The organism is Streptomyces sp. NPDC043996 (assembly GCF_056435225.1).
Genome location: NZ_JBWKEY010000003.1, coordinates 744,173 through 761,257, shown reverse-complemented (window position 1 = coordinate 761,257; position 17,085 = coordinate 744,173). Strand labels below are relative to the sequence as shown.

Here is a 17,085-nt window from a genome sequence, read left to right as displayed (position 1 = left end):
GATCCGGCCCGGCCCTAACCGCCGCCCGTGAACTTCTCGTACTCCCTCATGACCTCCTCGGTCGGGCCGTCCATCCGCAGCTCGCCGCGCTCCAGCCACAGCACCCGGTCGCAGGTGTCACGGATCGACTTGTTGTTGTGGCTCACCAGGAACACCGTGCCCGCCTCCTCGCGCAGCTCGCGGATGCGGGCCTCGGAGCGCTTCTGGAACGTGCGGTCACCCGTCGCGAGCGCCTCGTCGATCATCAGCACGTCGTGGTCCTTCGCCGCCGCGATGGAGAACCGCAGCCGGGCCGCCATGCCCGAGGAGTACGTGCGCATCGGCAGCGTGATGAAGTCGCCCTTCTCGTTGATCCCCGAGAAGTCCACGATGTCCTGGTAGCGCTCCCGGATCTGCTCGCGGCTCATGCCCATCGCCAGACCGCCCAGGATCACGTTCCGCTCACCCGTCAGATCGTTCATCAGCGCCGCGTTCACCCCGAGCAGCGACGGCTGGCCATCGGTGTAGACCATCCCCCGCTCGGCGGGCAGCAGCCCCGCGATCGCCCGCAGCAGCGTCGACTTGCCCGAACCGTTCGACCCGATCAGACCGATCGCCTCACCCCGGTACGCGGTGAACGACACCCCCCGCACCGCGTGCACCTTGCGCACACCCGGAGACTCACCCCGCCGGATGATCCGGCTCAACGCCGCCGTCGCACTGCCCCGGCCCGTCTTCCCGCCATTGACCCGGTAGACGATGTGCAACTCGTCCGCGATCACGGTGGGAGTGCGCCCCTCGGCCTCAGCCGCGCCCATAGGTCTCCTCCGCCTTCCAGAAGTAGAGGAACCCGCCGGCTCCGGCGAGCAGCGCCCAGCCCGCCGCCCAGGCCCACACGTGCGGCGGGAGCTGGTCGGCGCGGAAGCTGTCGATGAGGGCGAAGCGCATCAGGTCGATGTAGACGGCGGCCGGGTTGGCCTCCAGGAGCACGGTCACCGCGCGCGGCAGGTCGCGGTCGGCGAGGACCTTGTCGATGCTCCACATCACCCCGGAGCCGTACATCCACGTCCGCAGCACGAACGGCATCAGCTGCGCGACGTCCGGGGTCCTGGCGCCGAGCCGGGCGAGCGCGAGCGCGAGCCCGGCGTTGAAGGTGAACTGGAGCGCGAGCGCGGGCACGACGAGGAGCCAGGACGCGGTGGGCGGCACGCCGAAGCACAGCAGGATCACGAGCAGCGCGCACAGGGAGAACAGCAGCTGCTGGAGCTGCTGCAGGCAGTATGAGACCGGCAGCGCGGCCCGGGGGAAGTGCAGGGCGCGCACCAGGCCGAGGTTGCCCGCGACGGCGCGGGTGCCCGCGAGGGCGGACTGCTGCGTGAACGTGAACACGAAGACGCCGGTGACCAGGAAGGGCACATAGTCCGGCACGTCGTGCTTGGTGTTCATGAGCACGCCGAAGACGAAGTAATAGACGGCCGCGTTGAGCAGCGGCGTCATCACCTGCCAGAGCTGGCCGAGCCGCGCCTGGCTGTACTGGGCGGTGAGCTTGGCGGTGGCGAAGGCGGTGACGAAGTGGCGCCGCCGCCACAGCTGGCGCGCATAGGCGCCGAGCGGGACGCGGGCGCCGCTGACCGTGAGGCCGTGGCGGGCGGCGAGCTCGGCCGGGGTCAGGGGCGGGGCGGAGGGCTTCTTGGGCTTCTCCAGGGTCTGGGTCACGTCCGCTGCTTTCGCTCGGGGGCGCGGGGACGGCCGACGACGCGACCCTCCGTCTCGATCTGCATCTACGTCGGGACGGGTCCGTATCGTCGTGACGCCGACAGTAGGGCGTCGCTACGTCGGGACGCAACCGTTTCGTCGTCACGTTCTATGCTGGTGCCATGACGACGCGCGACAAGAAGCCGGGTGAGCAGGGCCGCAGGGCGCCGGCCGGGGCCGCCGTGCTCCGTGAGGATGTGACCGAGGCCATCCGGGCCGCCGTCTTCGCCGAGCTCGCGGCCGTCGGGTACGCACGCATGTCGATCGAGGGCATCGCGCGCCGCGCGGGCGTCGGCAAGACCGCCGTCTACCGCCGCTGGCGCTCCAAGCTGCACCTCGTCCTCGACCTGGTCTCCGCCATCGCCGTCCAGGGCCTGCCCACGCCCGACACCGGCTCCCTGGAGGGCGATCTGCGCCTGCTGTACGAGGTGACGTCGCGCGCCCTGCGCCACCCCGTCGCCGCCCAGGTCATCCCCGACCTCATGGCCGAGGCGGCCCGCAACCCCGACATCGACGCGGCCCTGCAGCAGGCGCTCCGCGAGGGCCAGCACGGCGTCGCGAGCGGCATCGTCGCCCAGGCCGTGGCCCGCGGCGAACTCCGCGAGGGCCTGGACGGGGAGCTGGCGCTCGACCTGATGTCGGGGCCGCTGTACTGGCGGGCGGTGGTGGTGCGGGGCGAGCTGCCCGAGGGGTACGTGGAGCGGCTGACGGGGGCGGTGGGGGCGGGGCTCAGGGCGCTGTGACCTGGGGGGCGGCGCGTGGTGGCGGGCTGAAGGGAAAGGACGAGCTCCATGAAGGCGAGGAGGTCGTCGAACTGTCGGTCTTCCCGGCCCGGGCGAGTCGCGGGAGCCGATCCGTGGCGCCGCTGCGCAGGATCGCGGTGCCCGTTGAAGCGACGGCCGACGTTGCGGCGGCAGCCGCGTGGCCGCGGTCTCCTCGCGGGGCCCGGTCGTCGCGATCGGCAGCGGAGGGTTCGGGGTGCCCGGCGGATGGGGTAGCAAGGAGGTCACGCCGCCGGGAGGAGACGGGGGAGAAGGGCCTCTGGCCGTCAGTCGGGCGTGAACGCGTACTGCACCTCGTACAGATGCCCGGCCTTGACCATGACGGTGGCTTCGATCGGGCGGTCGTGGTCGCTGTAGACGACGCGCAGGGTCCGCAGCACGGGGAGGTCGCTCGGCAGCCGGAGTGCCTGGAACTGCTCCTGGGTGGGGACGCGGGCGGAGACCCTGTCCACGCTGAGCCGCGGCGGGAACCCCTGCTCGGCCAGGAGGGCCGGGGTGCCGCCCCGGATCTTGCGGCGCTCTGTGATCGCCGTGCCGCGCGCGATCTCCAGCGGATAGTAGGACCTGACGAGTTCCACGGGCTCACTGTCGATCATCAGGATCTGACGGCGCAGCAGTGCCGTGCCGTCGTCGGGGAGACGCAGGGCGGCCGCGACATCGGCAGGAGGCCGCGTCTCGGCCACCTCAAGGAGCCTGCTGTGCGCACGGGTCCCGTGCTTGGCGGCCTCGGTGAGCCAGCGGTATGGCTCGCCCGCCCCGGCCGGAGCCATGAACGCGGAGGGGCGCATGGTTCGTTGCCGGTGCTCGCGTACGGTGACGGCGGCCCCGGCGCGGCCGACGACGAGCCGTTCGTCCTTGAGGAGTTGCAGGGCCTTCTGCACGGTCGCGTTGGAGGCCTCGAAGCGGACCTTGAGCTGTGCCGTGGAGGGCAGGCTCTTGCCCGGGGCCAGGTCGCCACTCATGATCTCGTCGCGCAGGTCGGCGGCGATCCGCTCGTGCAGGGAGCGGCGGTCGGTGTTCTCCGGTTCGGTCACGGTCAGCCGATCTCGATCTCGTAGCGCAGTCGCTGCCGGTGCGCGGGCATGGTCATCAAGTCGGCCTGGATCGGCCGATCCTCGCGGTCCAAGGTCACGCGGTGCAGGAGCAGCACGGGCTGGTCGGGGTCGAGGCGCAGCGTGTCACGTGCCCCCGCGTCCGGCATGCGCGCGGTGACATCCTCCCGGACCCGGGTGCCGACGTGCCCCAACTCGGCCAGCAGCCTGACCGCGCCACCGGGAATCTTCGCGGTTCCGGCGAGACGGGTGCCGCGCGCGATGGGCGCGGGGTAGTACGTGTCCGTCAATTCGCAGGGTTCGCCGTCCAGGTACATCACGCGTCGGCGTACGACGACGCTTTCGCCCGCCGCCAGGTTGAGGAGCTCGGTCACCCGGTCGGGTGCGGTCACCTCGCCGGCGTGGACGACGCGTTGGGTTCCCCGGCGCCCTTGAGCGGCTGTCTCGGCGCCCCACGCGTCCGGCTGCCCCGGCTCTGGCGGTACCAGGTACGGCATCGAGGTGCTGACCCACCCGTTCACGCTCACGGCGTCCTCCCGCATGGTCGACGGTCCCCAACCTTGCCGCTTTACACAGTAAGCGAACAACTGCCCTCACGACGGCGGCCGTCCCGAGGTCCGGCGGCCCGATCCCCGCACGCTCACCGGCCGCGGGCTCTACTTGGTGAGCACGCTCGCCGATGACTTCGGCGTCATTGAACACTCCGTCGGCAAGACCGTGTGGGTGACCTTCAAAGGGTTCGGCGGCGACAGTGGCGGGAGTGTGTGAGTGGCCCGGGCCAGGCAGGGGATGCCGTTCCGCTACGCCGGGTCGCGCAACAGCTCCACCAGGGCCGAGACGCTCTGGTCGCCGCGCCCCTCGGCCATCGCCCGGCGCAGCAGGTCGTGCATCGGGGCGTGCCAGCGGACGTCGAGGCCGTTCTCCGTGCCGATCTCCTCGTCGTACGGGATGCCCGCGTGGAAGATCTCGATGGAGGAGAGGGGGGCGGAGTAGTCGCCCCGGTCGATCTCCGCCGCGAAGTGCGGCAGCACGGAGGCGATCATCTCCAGCCACTTCTTGGTGTGCGGCACCAGCGTGCTCGCGTCCAGGCCGCGCGCCGTGACCAGGGCCGCGCCCTGGAAGAAGCCGAGCAGGGCGGGCAGCAGGGTGCCGCCGACGGCCTGCTCGTACAGCGCGGCGAGGTCCGGCTCGGGGCCGAGGAACTGGGTGTCGCCGCCCATGACGCGCAGCGTCGCCTCGTGCTCGTCGAACACGGAGCGGTCGCCGCCGTAGTACAGGAGCGTGTCGGGCGCGCCCACGGCCGTCGGCACGTTCTTGATCGCGCCGTCGAGGAAGCGGGCGCCGTGCCCGAGCGCCCAGTCGGCCATGGCGCGGGCGCCGGTCGGGTTGCCGGAGTTGAGGGTGACCAGGGCGCGCCCGGCGAGTGCGGCGGCGGCCGGGTCCAGGGCGGCGAGGGTCGCGTCGTACGTCGTCAGGCAGGCGATCGTCAGGGGGCTCGCGGCGATCGCCTCGCGGATGCCGGGCGCGTGCCGCGCGCCCCGCTCCACGAGGGGCGCGGCCTTCTCGGGGCTGCGGTTCCAGACGGTGGTGGGGTGTCCGGCCGCGAGGTACGCCGACGCGAGCGCCGCGCCCATGGAGCCGAGGCCGACGATCGTCACGGGGGTACGGGCGGGCGTGGGCATGGCGGCTCCGATGCGGGGAGGGGCGGGGTGGGGTGGGGTGGGGTGCGTGAAGAGAACGCTCGTCCCAGCCTGGATTCAGCCGCCGTGATCCTCAAGTACCCACTAATTAGTGAGTGCTTACCTTTCGGTGGGGGTGTGCAGCCGCAGCCAGCCCGCCCACGCCGACTCCACCATCTCGCGCACGTCCCGCCGGGCGGACCAGCCGAGCTCGGCGGTGATGCGGTCGGCGGCGGCCACCACGCGGGCCGGGTCGCCCGCGCGCCGGTCGGTGACCTCGGCGGGGGTCGCGTACCCGGTCACGTCGGCGATCAGGTCGACCATCTCGCGGACCGAAACGCCCTCGCCGCGGCCGATGTTCAGGGTGAGGTCGGTGCCCGGGGGCACGTCGGCCAGGCGGCGGGCGGCGGCGACATGGGCCTCGGCGAGGTCGGCGACGTGGATGTAGTCGCGCACGCAGGTGCCGTCCGGCGTGGGGTAGTCCGCGCCGAAGACGCGCGGCGCCGCGCCCTCGGTGAGCTTCTCGAAGACCATCGGGACGATGTTGAAGACGCCGGTGTCGGCCAGGTCGGGGGAGGCCGCGCCCGCCACGTTGAAGTAGCGCAGGCAGGCCGTGCGCAGGCCCGTGGCGCGGCCCGTCGCGCGGGTCAGCCACTCGCCCGCGAGCTTCGTCTCGCCGTACGGGCTCATCGGCAGGCAGGGGGTGTCCTCCGTGACGAGCTCCACCTCCGGCATGCCGTACACGGCGGCGGACGAGGACAGGACGAAGGCCGGGACGCCCGCGTCCGTCATGGTCTCCAGGAGGACCCGCAGGCCCTCCACGTTCTCCCGGTAGTAGCGCAGGGGCTGCTCCACGGACTCGCCGACCTGCTTCTTCGCCGCGAGGTGGACGACGCCGGTGACCGCGTGGTCCTTGAGGACGCGCGCGAGCAGGTCCGCGTCCAGCGTGGAGCCCGTCACCAGGGGGACGCCCGCGGGCACGCGGTCGGCGATGCCGGTGGACAGATCGTCGTACACGACCGTCCGCTCGCCCGCCTCGGTCATGGCGCGCACGACATGCGCGCCGATGTATCCGGCGCCGCCGGTGATCAGCCAGGTCATGGTCAGCTCGTCCTGTCGTGTGTCGTTCGGTGCAGTCTCGCAGAGGCGGGGCGGGCGGTGGGGCGGGGGCCGTCACCCGCCCGGCTCAGCGGGCGCGTTCCGTGGGGTGCGGGCGCCGGGTGAGGCGCGCGAGCCGCCGCCGCGCGACCCGGACCACGCCCCGGACGCCCGGCGCGAGCCGCACCGCGAGGTTTCCCGCCTGCGTCGCGTACGGCTGGACGAGCAGCACCCCGCGCCGACCGCCCGGCACCACCGCCCGCCGCAGCAGGCCGGGCCCGGACACCGCGCGGGCGGTCGTCTCGCGGGCCGTGCCGTCGTCGAAGAGCAGCCGGAGGCGCAGGTCGAACACCTCCGCGCCGTCGCCCTTGAGGGCGCCGAGGTCGAGCCGGACCTCCGCCGCCCAGGTCTCGCCCGGCGTCTCCACCGCGAAGGCCGCCGTGCGGCGCGCCCCGGGGCGGCCGCCGTCCCGGGGCACGAGCTCCACGTCGACCACGGCGGGACCGGCCTCGGCCACCCGCCCGTACAGCTCGTGCAGGCGCAGCCGCAGCGTGCCCGCGCGGGGGCGCAGCTCGGCGTCGACGGCCAGCGGAAGCAGCCGCAGCGGCCGGACGAGCAGGTGGTCGAGGCCGATGCCGGGCAGGTCCTCGGACCAGACGGGGGCGCCGTCGCCCGCGCGCGCGTACGGCGGGGCGAGGCGGGCCGGGCGCGCGGCGACCTGCTGGAGCCGGGCCAGGTCGCGGGGGCGGGGCGAGGCGAGCAGGACGCGGGCGATGACGCGCCCGGGGGCGGGCGCGGCCTCCAGGTCGGCCGCGTCGAACTCGGCGAGGTACGCCCGCGTGAGCGCCCACCACTCGCGCTGGTACTCCGCTCCGCGCGCGGGCAGCTCGCGCACGTACATGCGCAGCGAGTGGTCGAGGAACTTGGCGCGGGCGGCCCGCGCGAGCGCCTTGCCGCCGCTGTCCCCGGCCTCGCGCAGGATGTCCACGGCCTGGCGGTGGGCGCCGACGCGGGCCTTCCAGTTGGCGATGGTGGAGCGGTCGAGGGAGATCGACAGCTTGGCGGCGGAGCGCCGTACGTGCCACACGTAGACGGGGTCGGGGACGAGCGCGATGCGCGGCGCGGCGGCGAGCACCCGCGCCCCGAACACGAAGTCCTCGTAGAGGAAGTGCCCTTCGGGGAAGCGGACGCCGTGCGCGCGCAGGAAGGCCGTGCGGTACAGCTTGTTGACGCACAGCGTGTCGTGGACCAGGCGCGGGCGCAGCTCGGGCCGCGCGACGAGCGCGGGCTTGCGGTACAGCTCGGGCTGCCAGGGCGTCTCGCGCCCGGACGGCAGCTCGCGGCGCACGCACAGGCCGGAGGTGACCTCGGCGCCGTGCCGCGCGGCGGCGGCGAGCAGGGCGTCGACCGCGCCCGGGGGCAGCACGTCGTCGCTGTCGAGGAACATCACGTAGTCGCCCCGCGCGGCGTCGATCCCGTCGTTGCGCGGGGCGCCGCAGCCGCCGCTGTTGGCCGCGCGGCGCAGGACCTTGAGGCGCGGCTCGGCCTCGGCAAGGCCGTGCAGGACCGCGAGGCTGTCGTCCGTCGAACAGTCGTCGACGGCGATCACCTCCCCTACGGCGGGGCCCTGGGCGAGCGCGGAGCACACCGCGTCCGCGACGTGCGGGGCGTCGTTGTAGCCGATCACGACGACGGTGACGGCGGGCGCCGACGGATGCGGCTGCTCCTCGGGTTCAGGCGAATTCCGGTCCACAAGGGAAATGTTATGGGTTGCCGGAAATTATCTGACTAAGGGTCTTTGGCGGGTCGTCTGCCTCATCTGGCGTTAATGTCGGGCAAAGCCGAGCAAATATTTCATTTATGCAGGTCAAGAGGGGCATCGCAGGGATGCCCACAGCCGCTGCCCTCCCGTTCCACCCGTTCCACCCGTTCCGCCCGCTCCTCCCGCTCCTCCCGGCCCTCGTCATGCTCGCCGTCGGCCTCTGGGGCCTCGAGCGCGGCACCGTCTGGCGCGACGAGGGCGTCACGCTCCAGGTGGCGGACCGCTCCCTGCCCGAGATCTGGCGGCTGCTGCGCACCGTGGACGCCGTGCACGGCCTGTACTACCTGCTCATGCACGCCCTGCTCCCGGCCGGCGCGGGCGAGACCGCCGTACGGCTGCCGTCCGTGCTCGCCGCCGCGGCCACCGCCGGGCTCGTCGCGGCGCTCGGGGCGCGCCTCGCACGGCCGCGCGTCGGCCTGTGGGCGGGGCTCCTGTACGCGGTGACGCCGCTGGCCGGGCAGTACGCGCAGCAGGGCAGGTCGTACGCGCTCGTCGCCGCCGGGGCCGCCCTGGCCACGCTGCTGCTCGTCCGGGCCGCCGAGCGCCCCGCGCGCCCCGGGCCCTGGTGCGCGTACGCCGCCGCGACCGCGGCCACCGCGCTCCTGCACGAACTCGCCGCCCTGCTGCTCGCCGCGCACGCCGTGACCCTGCTCCTCGCCCGCGCCGCGCCCCGCGTGTGGCGCGCCTGGACGGGCGCGGCGGCCCTGACCGCGCTCGCCCTGCTGCCGCTGGCCCTCGTCTCGCACCGGCAGGCGGCCCAGGTCGACTGGCTGCGGCCGCCGGACGGCGCGGCGGCGGTGCGGCTGCTGCGCGCGTTCACCGGGCCGACCCTCGCGGTCGTCGCCGTCGAGCTCGCCCTCGCGGCCCTGGCCCTGCGCGGACCCTGGCGCGGCCGCGACGCCCGGCCCCGCGGCCCCCTCCCGCTCCAGGCCGTCGCGCTGCCGCTGCTCGTGGTGCCGCCCGCCGCGCTGCTCGCCGTGTCCCAGGGGTGGCCGCTGTACCACGCGCGGTACGTCCTGTTCGCCCTGGCGGGCGGGCCGTTGCTGGTCGCGGCGGGCGCGGACCGGGTGGTGCGGGCGCTCGGGAAGCGGGCGGTCGCCCGGGGGGCCGGGCCGTGGGGAGCGCGCGGCCGGGTCGCCCTCGCCGGGGCCCTCGCCGTGGGCTGCGCCTTCTGGTGGCAGCTGCCGCTGCACCGTAGCGACCGTGCCGCCGGGCGCGGCGAGGACCACGCGGCGCTCGCCGCCGTCGCCGCCCGTGAACTGCGGCCCGGCGACACGGTCCTGTATCTGCCGCTGATCGCCCGCCGCGTCCCGCTCGCCTACCCCGACGCCTTCCGTGGCGTACGGGACGTGGCGCTGCGCGAGCCGGGACCCGCCTCCGGCACCCTCTACGGCCGCGAGTGGGGGCCCGCGAGGATCGGGCGCGGCCTCGCGGGAGTGGACCGCGTCTGGGTCCTGTCCGAGACGGGCCCGCTGGGGCGGGCGGCACGGGACCGGGGCGGCGCCGAGGCCCTCAAGCTGCGCGTGCTGCGCGCGGAGTTCACCCGGCGGGCCGAACACCGCGCGGCGGGCGGCACGCTGCGGCTCTACGTGCGCAAGTAAGGTCCGTACGCAAGTGAGGCGCTACGTACGCAGGTAAGGATCTACGTACGCCCCTGACCGCCCCCCACGCGCGCCAGCACCTCGCCCGTGCGCGGCCCCCACGCCACCACCACCGCCTCCGGCGGCACCCGCTGCGCGGGGTCGAGCAGCAGCCAGCGCACGTGGTAGCGGCGGACGACGGCGGCGCGCTCGGCGCGGGTGGAGTCCGGCGCGAGATAGGACCGCACCGCGCCGAGCCGCCGCTGCCGCACCTCCTCGGCGAGCGAGGTGTCCGGCCAGGCGGGCGCGACGAGGTTGGCGCCGAACGCGGGCAGGGAGCGCGTGGGCCGGTAGCCGTCGGTGAGGACCACGTCGCCCGGGCGCACCCGGGCCGCCGCCCACCCGTACCCCGGCCAGCGCGGCGGCTGGTCGAAGCCGACCGGGTCGAGGGCGCGCGGCACCACCGCGCCCGCCTGGACCTGGAAGAAGCCGACGGCGGCGCCGAGCGCGGCGGCCCCGGCGAGCGCGGCCCGCCGCGTCCCCCAGGGACGCGGCGCGGCCAGCTCGACGGCAAGCGCGAACTGGAGCGGCACCAGGGTCAGGCCCAGGATGCGGCCGTACGTGTAGTGGCCGCTGAACCAGCCGTAGCCGACGACCGCGCAGTCCAGGACGAACATCAGGACCAGGGGGTCGCGGTGGTCCCGGCGCCAGCGCAGGAACAGGGCCGGAAGGCCGAGCGCCGCCAGCCAGAAGCGCTGCGGCAGCTCGGTGTACAGCTGCCGGTGGATGCCGTCGACGCTGTGGTCCCCGACCAGGGCGAGGGGGTTGAAGTACGGCCAGGTGACGGCCACCGCGAGCGCGGCGAGGCCGGTGAGTGCCCACGGCGCGGGCCGCGGCGGCCGCTGGGCGGCGGCGAAGGCGACCACTCCGATCACCGCCGCCACCGAGGAGATCGGATGGATCAGCAGGACCGCCCCGCACAGCAGCCCGAGGCCCGCGTACCCCCACGGCGGCCTCGGGCCCGCGCCCGCCCACGCCCACGCCCAGAACGCGCATCCGATCGCGAACGTGGAGGGATAGCCGAGGTTCCCCGTCATCGACATCAGGCCCAGATAGCCGCTCCACCACGCCATCCGCGTGCCCCACAGCAGCACAAGCGCGAGCAGCGCGAGGACCGGTGCCCACGGCCGGGGCGTGAGGACGCGCACGAAGCGGCCGACGCCGCTCAGGAGCACCAGGAGGTTCAGCGGGCCGCTGAGCTTGACGACCTCCCAGCCGGTGAGGCCCGTCGCCTTGGCGAACAGGGCCTGGGCGACGGCGTACGGCGAGTAGTAGGCGCTGCCTTCGCCCGGCAGGTCCGCCATCGGGTGCGCGGGGTGGCGCAGATCGGCCGTGAGGCGCTCGACGACCGCCGCGTGCTGCCCGAAGTCGCAGCACATCGGGACGCGCCAGTACGCGAGCGTCAGCACGAGCCAGAACAGGCCGCCGCACGCCTGGTAGGGCGTCGGCCGCCACCGGAAGCCCGCGCCCGAGGCCGTCGCGCCGTTCGCGGCGCGCCGGGTCAGGAGCGCGGTCACCGCATGAGCCTCTCCGCGACGCGGGCCGCCGCCCGGCCGTCGTCGAGGTCGCAGTAGTCCTCGCGGAACGCCGCGTACGCCGCCTCGTGCCGCGAGGAGACGCCCTCCAGGTCCCGCAGCGCCGCCACGACGTCGTCGGTGGAGGACAGGAGCGGTCCCGGCGCCCTGCGTTCGAAGTCGAGGTAGAAGCCGCGCACGGTGTCGCGGTAGTGCTCCAGGTCGTAGGCGTGGAACAGCATCGGCCGGCCGGTGTGCGCGAAGTCGAACATCAGGGACGAGTAGTCGGTGACCAGGACGTCGGCCACAAGGAGGAGTTCGGCGGCGCGGGGGTGCGAGGTGACGTCGCGGACGAAGGGGGCGCGGGCGCCAGGGAGGCGGCCCGAGGTGAGCGGGTGCTTGCGGACGAGGAGCACGTGGTCGCCGCCGAGGGCCCGCTCGACGGCGCGGAAGTCGAGCGCGTGCTCGTAGCGGAAGCGGCCGGGGGCCGCGGCGAGGTGGTCGCGGTACGTCGGCGCGTACAGCACGACCCGCTGGTCGGGGGTCAGGCCGAGGTCGCCGCGCACGCGCTCGGCGACCTTGTCGCGGTCGGCGGCGAACAGCACGTCGTTGCGCGGCGAACCGGCCTCCAGGACCTCGCCGTCGAAGGCGAGGGCGCGGCCCAGGTGCGGGGTGGAGAAGCGGTTGGGGGAGACCAGGACGTCCCACTGGGACGACAGGCGGGGCAGCGCGTCGAGGTGGCCGTGGTCGGCGTACAGGGTGTCCGTCAGGTCGGTGCCGATGCGCTTGAGCGGGGTGCCGTGCCAGGTCTGTACGACGGTCTGGCCCGGGCGCCGCTCGAAGAAGTCCGGCAGATGGCCCGCGGTGACGATCCTGCGGCAGCGGGCGAGCGCCTCGTACCAGGCGGCGCTGTGCTCCTCCACGCCGCGCGCGCCCGGCGGCACCCGCGTCTGCTGGTCGTGCGTCACCCACAGGTGCTCCACGTCCGCGGCGCGCCGCACGAGCTCGTCGTGGACGGCGCGCGGCGAGTCCCCGTCGAAGGAGCCGACGTACAGGACGGCGTCGCGCAGGGACTTGGCGCGCTCGCGCCGGTAGTGCTCGGTGCGCAGCCGGTGGCGCCGGTAGGCGCCGCGCTCGGCGGGCGCGAGCACCGAACCGGCCTCGATCAGGAGCCGGTCGCCGAAGCGCCGGTCGAGGGTGAAGTCCCGCCCCTGGACGGTGCGGTGCTCCGGAAGGGCCGCCCCCACCGAGGCGAGCACCCGCACCGGCACGCCCGGGCCGCCGTGTCCCGCCTCGCGCAGGAAGGCGTACCACCGGCCCTGCCGCAGCGCGCCGCCGCCCGGCGCGAGGACCGCGCGGAAGCGCGCGCCGCTCTCCCCGGGGACGCGCTCGACGGGCGCCGTCACCTCGTCGTCGCGGCCGCTGTGCCGCAGGACCAGTTCCGCGGTGGGCCAGCTGCCGGGCGTGGCCGTGCCCTCGATGGTGAGGGTGTCATCGCCGGTCCAGCGGACGCGGTCGGCGATGGGCTGCCGGGTCAGCTCCACGACGAGGCGGCCCTGGTCGTTCGCGGTGGCGCACAGCTCGCGGCCGGGGCGCGAGGCGTAGCGGCCCGGCGGCAGCGCGAGCGCGGCGGCGGGCGCGGTCAGGGTGCCGTCGGGCAGGACCAGGTGGGCCGCCCAGCGGTCGCCGTGCGGGGGTTCGACCTGGGCGGGCGCGTGGTGCGGGGCGGGCTCCACGTCCTCCAGGTCGGCGAGGCGGACGCGGACGTCGAAGCGGTCGCCCGTGACGGCCACCGGGTAGTCGAAGGACGTGCCGCAGCCCGGGTGAGTCAGGCGCAGCGCGGTGGGGCGTGCGGGCCCGGTGAGCTTGCCGCTGAGGACGACGGCGCCGTCATCCAGCCGGTGGGCGTCGACGCGTGCCGCGTGCTCCTGGACGCGCAGGACCAGGCGCCCCTTGCTGAAGCCGAGCACCAGGCGCGTGCCGTCGTCGAGGTCCCTGACCAGGCTCTGGGCGCTCGCGCCTTCCTGGGCGCGCACGGCCGCGCGCCGCACCGTGCCGTGGCCCGCGACGATGACGCCGAGCAGCCAGTTGCCGGGCCGCCAGCGGCCGCCGGTGCGCAGCCGCCGGGGGTCGATCGTCATCTCGAAGCCGGACAGGTCGTAGCAGTGCAGCCGCTGCCGGGATGCCTCGGTGGCCTCGGGCGCGGCCACGGTCCTCGTCGGCACGCGCCTGAACCGGCCCCTGCTGTGGGCGGACTTGAGGAGCCCGGCCTTCACGCTGTGCCGGGGGCGGGCCGCCTCCAGGTTGCGCACGTACGCGTACCCGCGCACCCGCAGCCTGCCGTCCGCGTCCCAGGACGCTTCGCGCAGGCGGGCCACGACGGGCAGTTCGTCCTTGCCGAGCCGGGTCAGCGCGCCCGGCACCGAGGCGACGCCGGGGAAGACGGCGTGCCGCTCGCGGACGCCGCGCACGGTGAACGCGCCCTTGCCGCCGCGCCGTTCGGAGGCGAGCAGCGCGATCAGCTCGTCGGCGCGGCCCGCGCGCACCAGCTCCCACTTCACGCGCAGGTCCACCGGGAGCCGGTGCGCCGCCTCAGGGTCGGCGGCGCGCAGGAACGCGGCCGTGCCGGTGAGGAACGCGTCCCGGTACTCGGGCCCGCCCATCGGCAGGCCCTCCAGGAAGTACACGAAGTCATCGCGCAGGCAGGAGGTGTCGTACGTGGCCTTGAGGCGGGGCGCGTGCTCGGCGAGGAAGGCGCTGACGTGCGCGCAGGCCGCGACGCGGTCGCGCACGCCCTTGACGTCGGTGCGCCGCCGCGTGATGGAGCCCTCGCGCACCCGCCAGTAGTAGACGTGCTCGCTCAGCACGTCCACGGACGCGGCGAGGAAGTGCGCGGGGATCATCACCGGCGTGTCCTCGTAGAGCCTGCCCTCGGGGAAGGTGAAGCCGTGGCGGTCCCAGAAGTCCCTGCGGAACACCTTGTTCCAGGCGACGCGGTCGGCGAGCAGGGCCAGGTCGCGGCTGATGTGGGTGCGGGTGCGCGGCGCGGTGAGCCACTGGTACTGCCAGGCCTGCGAGCGGCCGCGCTCGGTGAGCCGCCAGACGTTGCCGGTGGCGAAGTCGGAGCCGCTGGCGTCCAGGCTCGCCACCATCCGGGCGTACGCGCCGGGCGGCACGACGTCGTCGCTGTCCACGAAGGTCAGATAGGCCGCGGCCGGATTCGCGTGCCGCACGCCGGTGTTGCGGGCGGCGCTCAGACCGGCGTTGGGCTGGCGCACATAGAGGAAGCGCGGGTCGCGGGCGGTGAAGGCGCGGGCGATGGCCGGGCTGGCGTCGGTGGAGCCGTCGTCGACGAGGACGACTTCGAGCTCACCGCCGTCGCCGTCGCCCGGTGCGCCAAGCGTCTGCCGGGCGATCGACTCCAGACACTCCTCAAGGAAGTCCTCGACGTTGTAGATGGGCACGACGACGCTGAGTCGGGGCTGCACGACGACCGGCCTTTCCTGGACACACGGGGGCAATACGCCTATTACGGGCGTATTCATTCCGTTTGCCCGGCCATGTCGGCCTTCTTGGCCTCAATCACCCCTACGAGTGAGGGTTCTTCGGCGGTCCGCACGCATTGGCTACCGTCGGCGCCCATGCCGCGCTTCTCCGTAGTCGTGCCTGCCCATCGCGTCCAGGGCTATCTCAGGGAGTGCCTTGACTCGGTGCTCGACCAGACCTTCGACGACCTCGAACTGATCGTCGTCGACGACGCGTCCCCCGACGGCTGCGCGGACATCGCCGCCGCGTACGCGCGCCGCGACCCGCGCGCCCGCCTCGTCCGCCTGCCCGAGAGCCGGGGCCCAGGGCCTGCCCGCGACGACGGTGCCGCCCGCGCCACCGGCGCCTACCTGCTCTTCCTCGACGGCGACGACCTGCTGCTCCCCGGCGCGCTCGGCGCCGTCGACGCCGCGCTCACCGGGGCGGGCGACCCGGACGTCCTGCTGTTCGGGCACGACCGGGTCAACTGGTGGGGCGACGTCCGCGCCGGACGCGACGACCTGGCCGGCGACCCGCTCGCCGTGACGCCCGCCGCCTGGAACCGCGTCGTGCGCCGGGAGTTCTGGACCGCCCAGCGCCTCGCGTTCGCGGCGGGCCCCTATGAGGACGTGGTGCCCGCGCACCGGGCGACCCTCCAGGCCGGGGACCGCGTCGCCGCCCTCGACCGGGTGTGCGTGCGCTGGCGGGAGCGGCGCGTCGGCGGCTTCGCCAACGCCCCCGGCGCGCGGCACCTCGCCGTGATCGAGCGCTACGCGGAGCTGTTCACCGGCGCCTACGACCGCCCGGACGCCGTCACCCGGCTCTACCCGCACGCCGTACGCCATCTGCTGGCCGTCGTCGGCGACCCCGGGCGCGTCGCCCCGCGCGACCGGCCGGAGTTCTTCCGCCGCGCGGCGGAGCTCCTGGGCGCCCACCGCCCGCCGGGCCACCAGGCCGCCTCCGCCGAGGAGCGCGCCCTCGCCGACGGCGCCCACCGCGCCTACGAGCGCCTTCAGCGGTCCGCGAGCCGGGGCGCCGCCCTGCGCGCCCAGCTGGCCCGCCGCAAGAAGCAGCTCGCCGCCCGCGTCAAGCGCACCGCCTACCGCGCCGAGCTCCGCACCGCGCGCCTCGACCCGGAACTCGCCGTCTACGGGGCGTACTGGAACCGCGGCGTCGCCTGCAACCCGGCCGCCATCCACGCCAAGGCCCGCGAACTCGCCCCGCACATCAGGGGCGTCTTCGTCGTCTCGTACCACCACCGGCACCGGGTCCCGCCCGGCGTCGACCACGTCCTCGCGGGCTCGCTCGGCTACTGGCGGGCCATGGCCCGCGCCACGTACCTGATCAACAACTCCAGCTTCCCCGGCGGCTTCACCAAGCGCCCCGGCCAGGTCTACCTCCAGACCCACCACGGCACGCCCCTGAAGAAGATGGGCATGGACCAGCGCCGCTACCCGGCCAGCACGCACAACCTGAGCTTCCAGCGCCTCATGGACCACGTCGACCAGTGGGACTTCAGCCTCTCCGCCAACCCGCACTCCACCGAGACCTGGGAGCGCGTCTACCCGTCCGCGTCCTACCGCGCCCTGGAGCTCGGCTACCCGCGCAACGACGTGTACTTCACGGCCACGGACGACGACGTGCGCCGCGTCCGCGAGGAACTCGGCGTCGACGACGGCAGAAAGGTCCTCCTGTACGCCCCCACGCACCGCGACTACCAGAAGGGCTTCCTGCCCCGCCTCGACCTGGAGCGCCTGGCCGCCGCGCTCGGACCCGCGTACGTCATCCTCGTCCGCGCCCACTACTTCTACGGCGCCGACGCGGGCCTCGCCGCACACCCCGGCCTCGTCGACGTGACCGGCCACCCGCGCGTGGAGGACCTCTGCCTGGCCGCCGACGCGCTGGTGACGGACTACTCCTCGCTGATGTTCGACTACGCCTGCCTGGACCGCCCGATCGTCACCTACGCCCCCGACTGGCAGGCCTACCGCCTGGCCCGAGGCGCGTACTTCGACCTCCTGTCGGGCCACGAGGGCGAAACCCCCGGCGCGGTGGCCACCACGGAGGACGCCCTCATCGCCCTGTTCCGCGACGGAGCCTGGGACACCCCGGACACGACCCGGCTGCGCAAGGCCTTCCGGGCGCGCTTTTGCCCGTACGACGATGGGGGAGCGGCGGAACGAGTGGTGAGGAGGCTGTTCTTGGACGGTGCCCGAAGCGCGCCCCTTTAGGGGCGCGG

Annotated in this window: 12 protein-coding genes; 3 read left to right on the top strand and 9 right to left on the bottom strand. The window is 74.4% G+C overall.

Going from position 1 to position 17,085, the window contains the following annotated elements; translation table 11 throughout:
- Positions 1–14: 14 nt before the first annotated feature.
- Positions 15–797: an ABC transporter ATP-binding protein gene (locus AC07A4_RS10775; protein WP_478595814.1), complete on the bottom strand. Its 783-nt coding sequence runs from the start codon at positions 795–797 to the stop codon at positions 15–17.
- Entirely contained in the window at positions 784–1,695 is a 912-nt protein-coding gene (locus AC07A4_RS10770; RefSeq protein WP_478595811.1) for an ABC transporter permease, read from the bottom strand. The genes AC07A4_RS10775 and AC07A4_RS10770 overlap by 14 nt, the downstream gene beginning before the upstream one ends.
- A gap of 161 nt (positions 1,696–1,856) precedes the next feature.
- Between AC07A4_RS10770 and AC07A4_RS10765 the strand changes: the two genes are divergently transcribed.
- Entirely contained in the window at positions 1,857–2,477 is a 621-nt protein-coding gene (locus tag AC07A4_RS10765; protein ID WP_478595808.1) for a TetR/AcrR family transcriptional regulator, read from the top strand.
- Positions 2,478–2,782: 305 nt separating this feature from the next.
- Here the strand turns inward: AC07A4_RS10765 and AC07A4_RS10760 are convergent, their stop codons facing one another.
- The 5 genes from AC07A4_RS10760 to AC07A4_RS10740 form a co-directional block, all read right to left on the bottom strand.
- A complete protein-coding gene (locus tag AC07A4_RS10760; protein ID WP_478595954.1) occupies positions 2,783–3,556 on the bottom strand; it encodes a GntR family transcriptional regulator in 774 nt (257 codons plus the stop codon).
- Positions 3,553–4,095, bottom strand: a complete 543-nt coding sequence (locus AC07A4_RS10755; RefSeq protein ID WP_478595806.1) for a GntR family transcriptional regulator — start codon at positions 4,093–4,095, stop codon at positions 3,553–3,555. Before AC07A4_RS10755 ends, AC07A4_RS10760 begins: the two co-directional genes overlap by 4 nt.
- A gap of 273 nt (positions 4,096–4,368) precedes the next feature.
- The gene (locus AC07A4_RS10750) at positions 4,369–5,250 is read right to left on the bottom strand and encodes an NAD(P)-dependent oxidoreductase (protein WP_478595803.1); all 882 of its coding nucleotides are present in this window, start codon (positions 5,248–5,250) and stop codon (positions 4,369–4,371) included.
- Between the two features lie 117 nt (positions 5,251–5,367).
- Positions 5,368–6,348, bottom strand: coding sequence for a UDP-glucose 4-epimerase GalE (gene galE / locus AC07A4_RS10745; RefSeq protein WP_478595801.1), 981 nt, complete (start codon positions 6,346–6,348; stop codon positions 5,368–5,370).
- Between the two features lie 85 nt (positions 6,349–6,433).
- Positions 6,434–8,098: a glycosyltransferase family 2 protein gene (locus AC07A4_RS10740; protein WP_478595799.1), complete on the bottom strand. Its 1,665-nt coding sequence runs from the start codon at positions 8,096–8,098 to the stop codon at positions 6,434–6,436.
- A gap of 134 nt (positions 8,099–8,232) precedes the next feature.
- Here AC07A4_RS10740 and AC07A4_RS10735 point away from each other — a divergent pair, with 134 nt between their 5' ends.
- Complete coding sequence (locus AC07A4_RS10735; RefSeq protein WP_478595796.1) at positions 8,233–9,768, top strand: glycosyltransferase family 39 protein; 1,536 nt, start codon at positions 8,233–8,235, stop codon at positions 9,766–9,768.
- 41 nt (positions 9,769–9,809) lie between these two features.
- Here AC07A4_RS10735 and AC07A4_RS10730 read toward each other — a convergent pair whose 3' ends face one another.
- The gene (locus AC07A4_RS10730; RefSeq protein ID WP_478595793.1) at positions 9,810–11,324 is read right to left on the bottom strand and encodes a hypothetical protein; all 1,515 of its coding nucleotides are present in this window, start codon (positions 11,322–11,324) and stop codon (positions 9,810–9,812) included.
- Positions 11,321–14,809 carry a bifunctional glycosyltransferase/CDP-glycerol:glycerophosphate glycerophosphotransferase gene (locus AC07A4_RS10725; RefSeq protein ID WP_478595790.1) on the bottom strand — a complete coding sequence of 1,163 codons (3,489 nt, stop codon included), beginning with the start codon at positions 14,807–14,809 and terminating at the stop codon, positions 11,321–11,323. Before AC07A4_RS10725 ends, AC07A4_RS10730 begins: the two co-directional genes overlap by 4 nt.
- A gap of 153 nt (positions 14,810–14,962) precedes the next feature.
- On the opposite strand from AC07A4_RS10725, the gene AC07A4_RS10720 reads away from it, so the two are divergent.
- Positions 14,963–17,077, top strand: a complete 2,115-nt coding sequence (locus tag AC07A4_RS10720; protein ID WP_478595788.1) for a bifunctional glycosyltransferase/CDP-glycerol:glycerophosphate glycerophosphotransferase — start codon at positions 14,963–14,965, stop codon at positions 17,075–17,077.
- Positions 17,078–17,085 lie beyond the last annotated feature (8 nt).

Bases quoted from the DNA above. Each gene is read 5' to 3' on its own strand.
- galE (WP_478595801.1), bottom strand. From the start codon at position 6,348: ATGACCTGGCTGATCACCGGCGGCGCCGGATACATCGGCGCGCATGTC.
- AC07A4_RS10765 (WP_478595808.1), top strand. From the start codon at position 1,857: ATGACGACGCGCGACAAGAAGCCGGGTGAGCAGGGCCGCAGGGCGCCG.
- AC07A4_RS10735 (WP_478595796.1), top strand. From the start codon at position 8,233: ATGCCCACAGCCGCTGCCCTCCCGTTCCACCCGTTCCACCCGTTCCGC.
- AC07A4_RS10720 (WP_478595788.1), top strand. From the start codon at position 14,963: ATGCCGCGCTTCTCCGTAGTCGTGCCTGCCCATCGCGTCCAGGGCTAT.
- AC07A4_RS10775 (WP_478595814.1), bottom strand. From the start codon at position 797: ATGGGCGCGGCTGAGGCCGAGGGGCGCACTCCCACCGTGATCGCGGAC.
- AC07A4_RS10750 (WP_478595803.1), bottom strand. From the start codon at position 5,250: ATGCCCACGCCCGCCCGTACCCCCGTGACGATCGTCGGCCTCGGCTCC.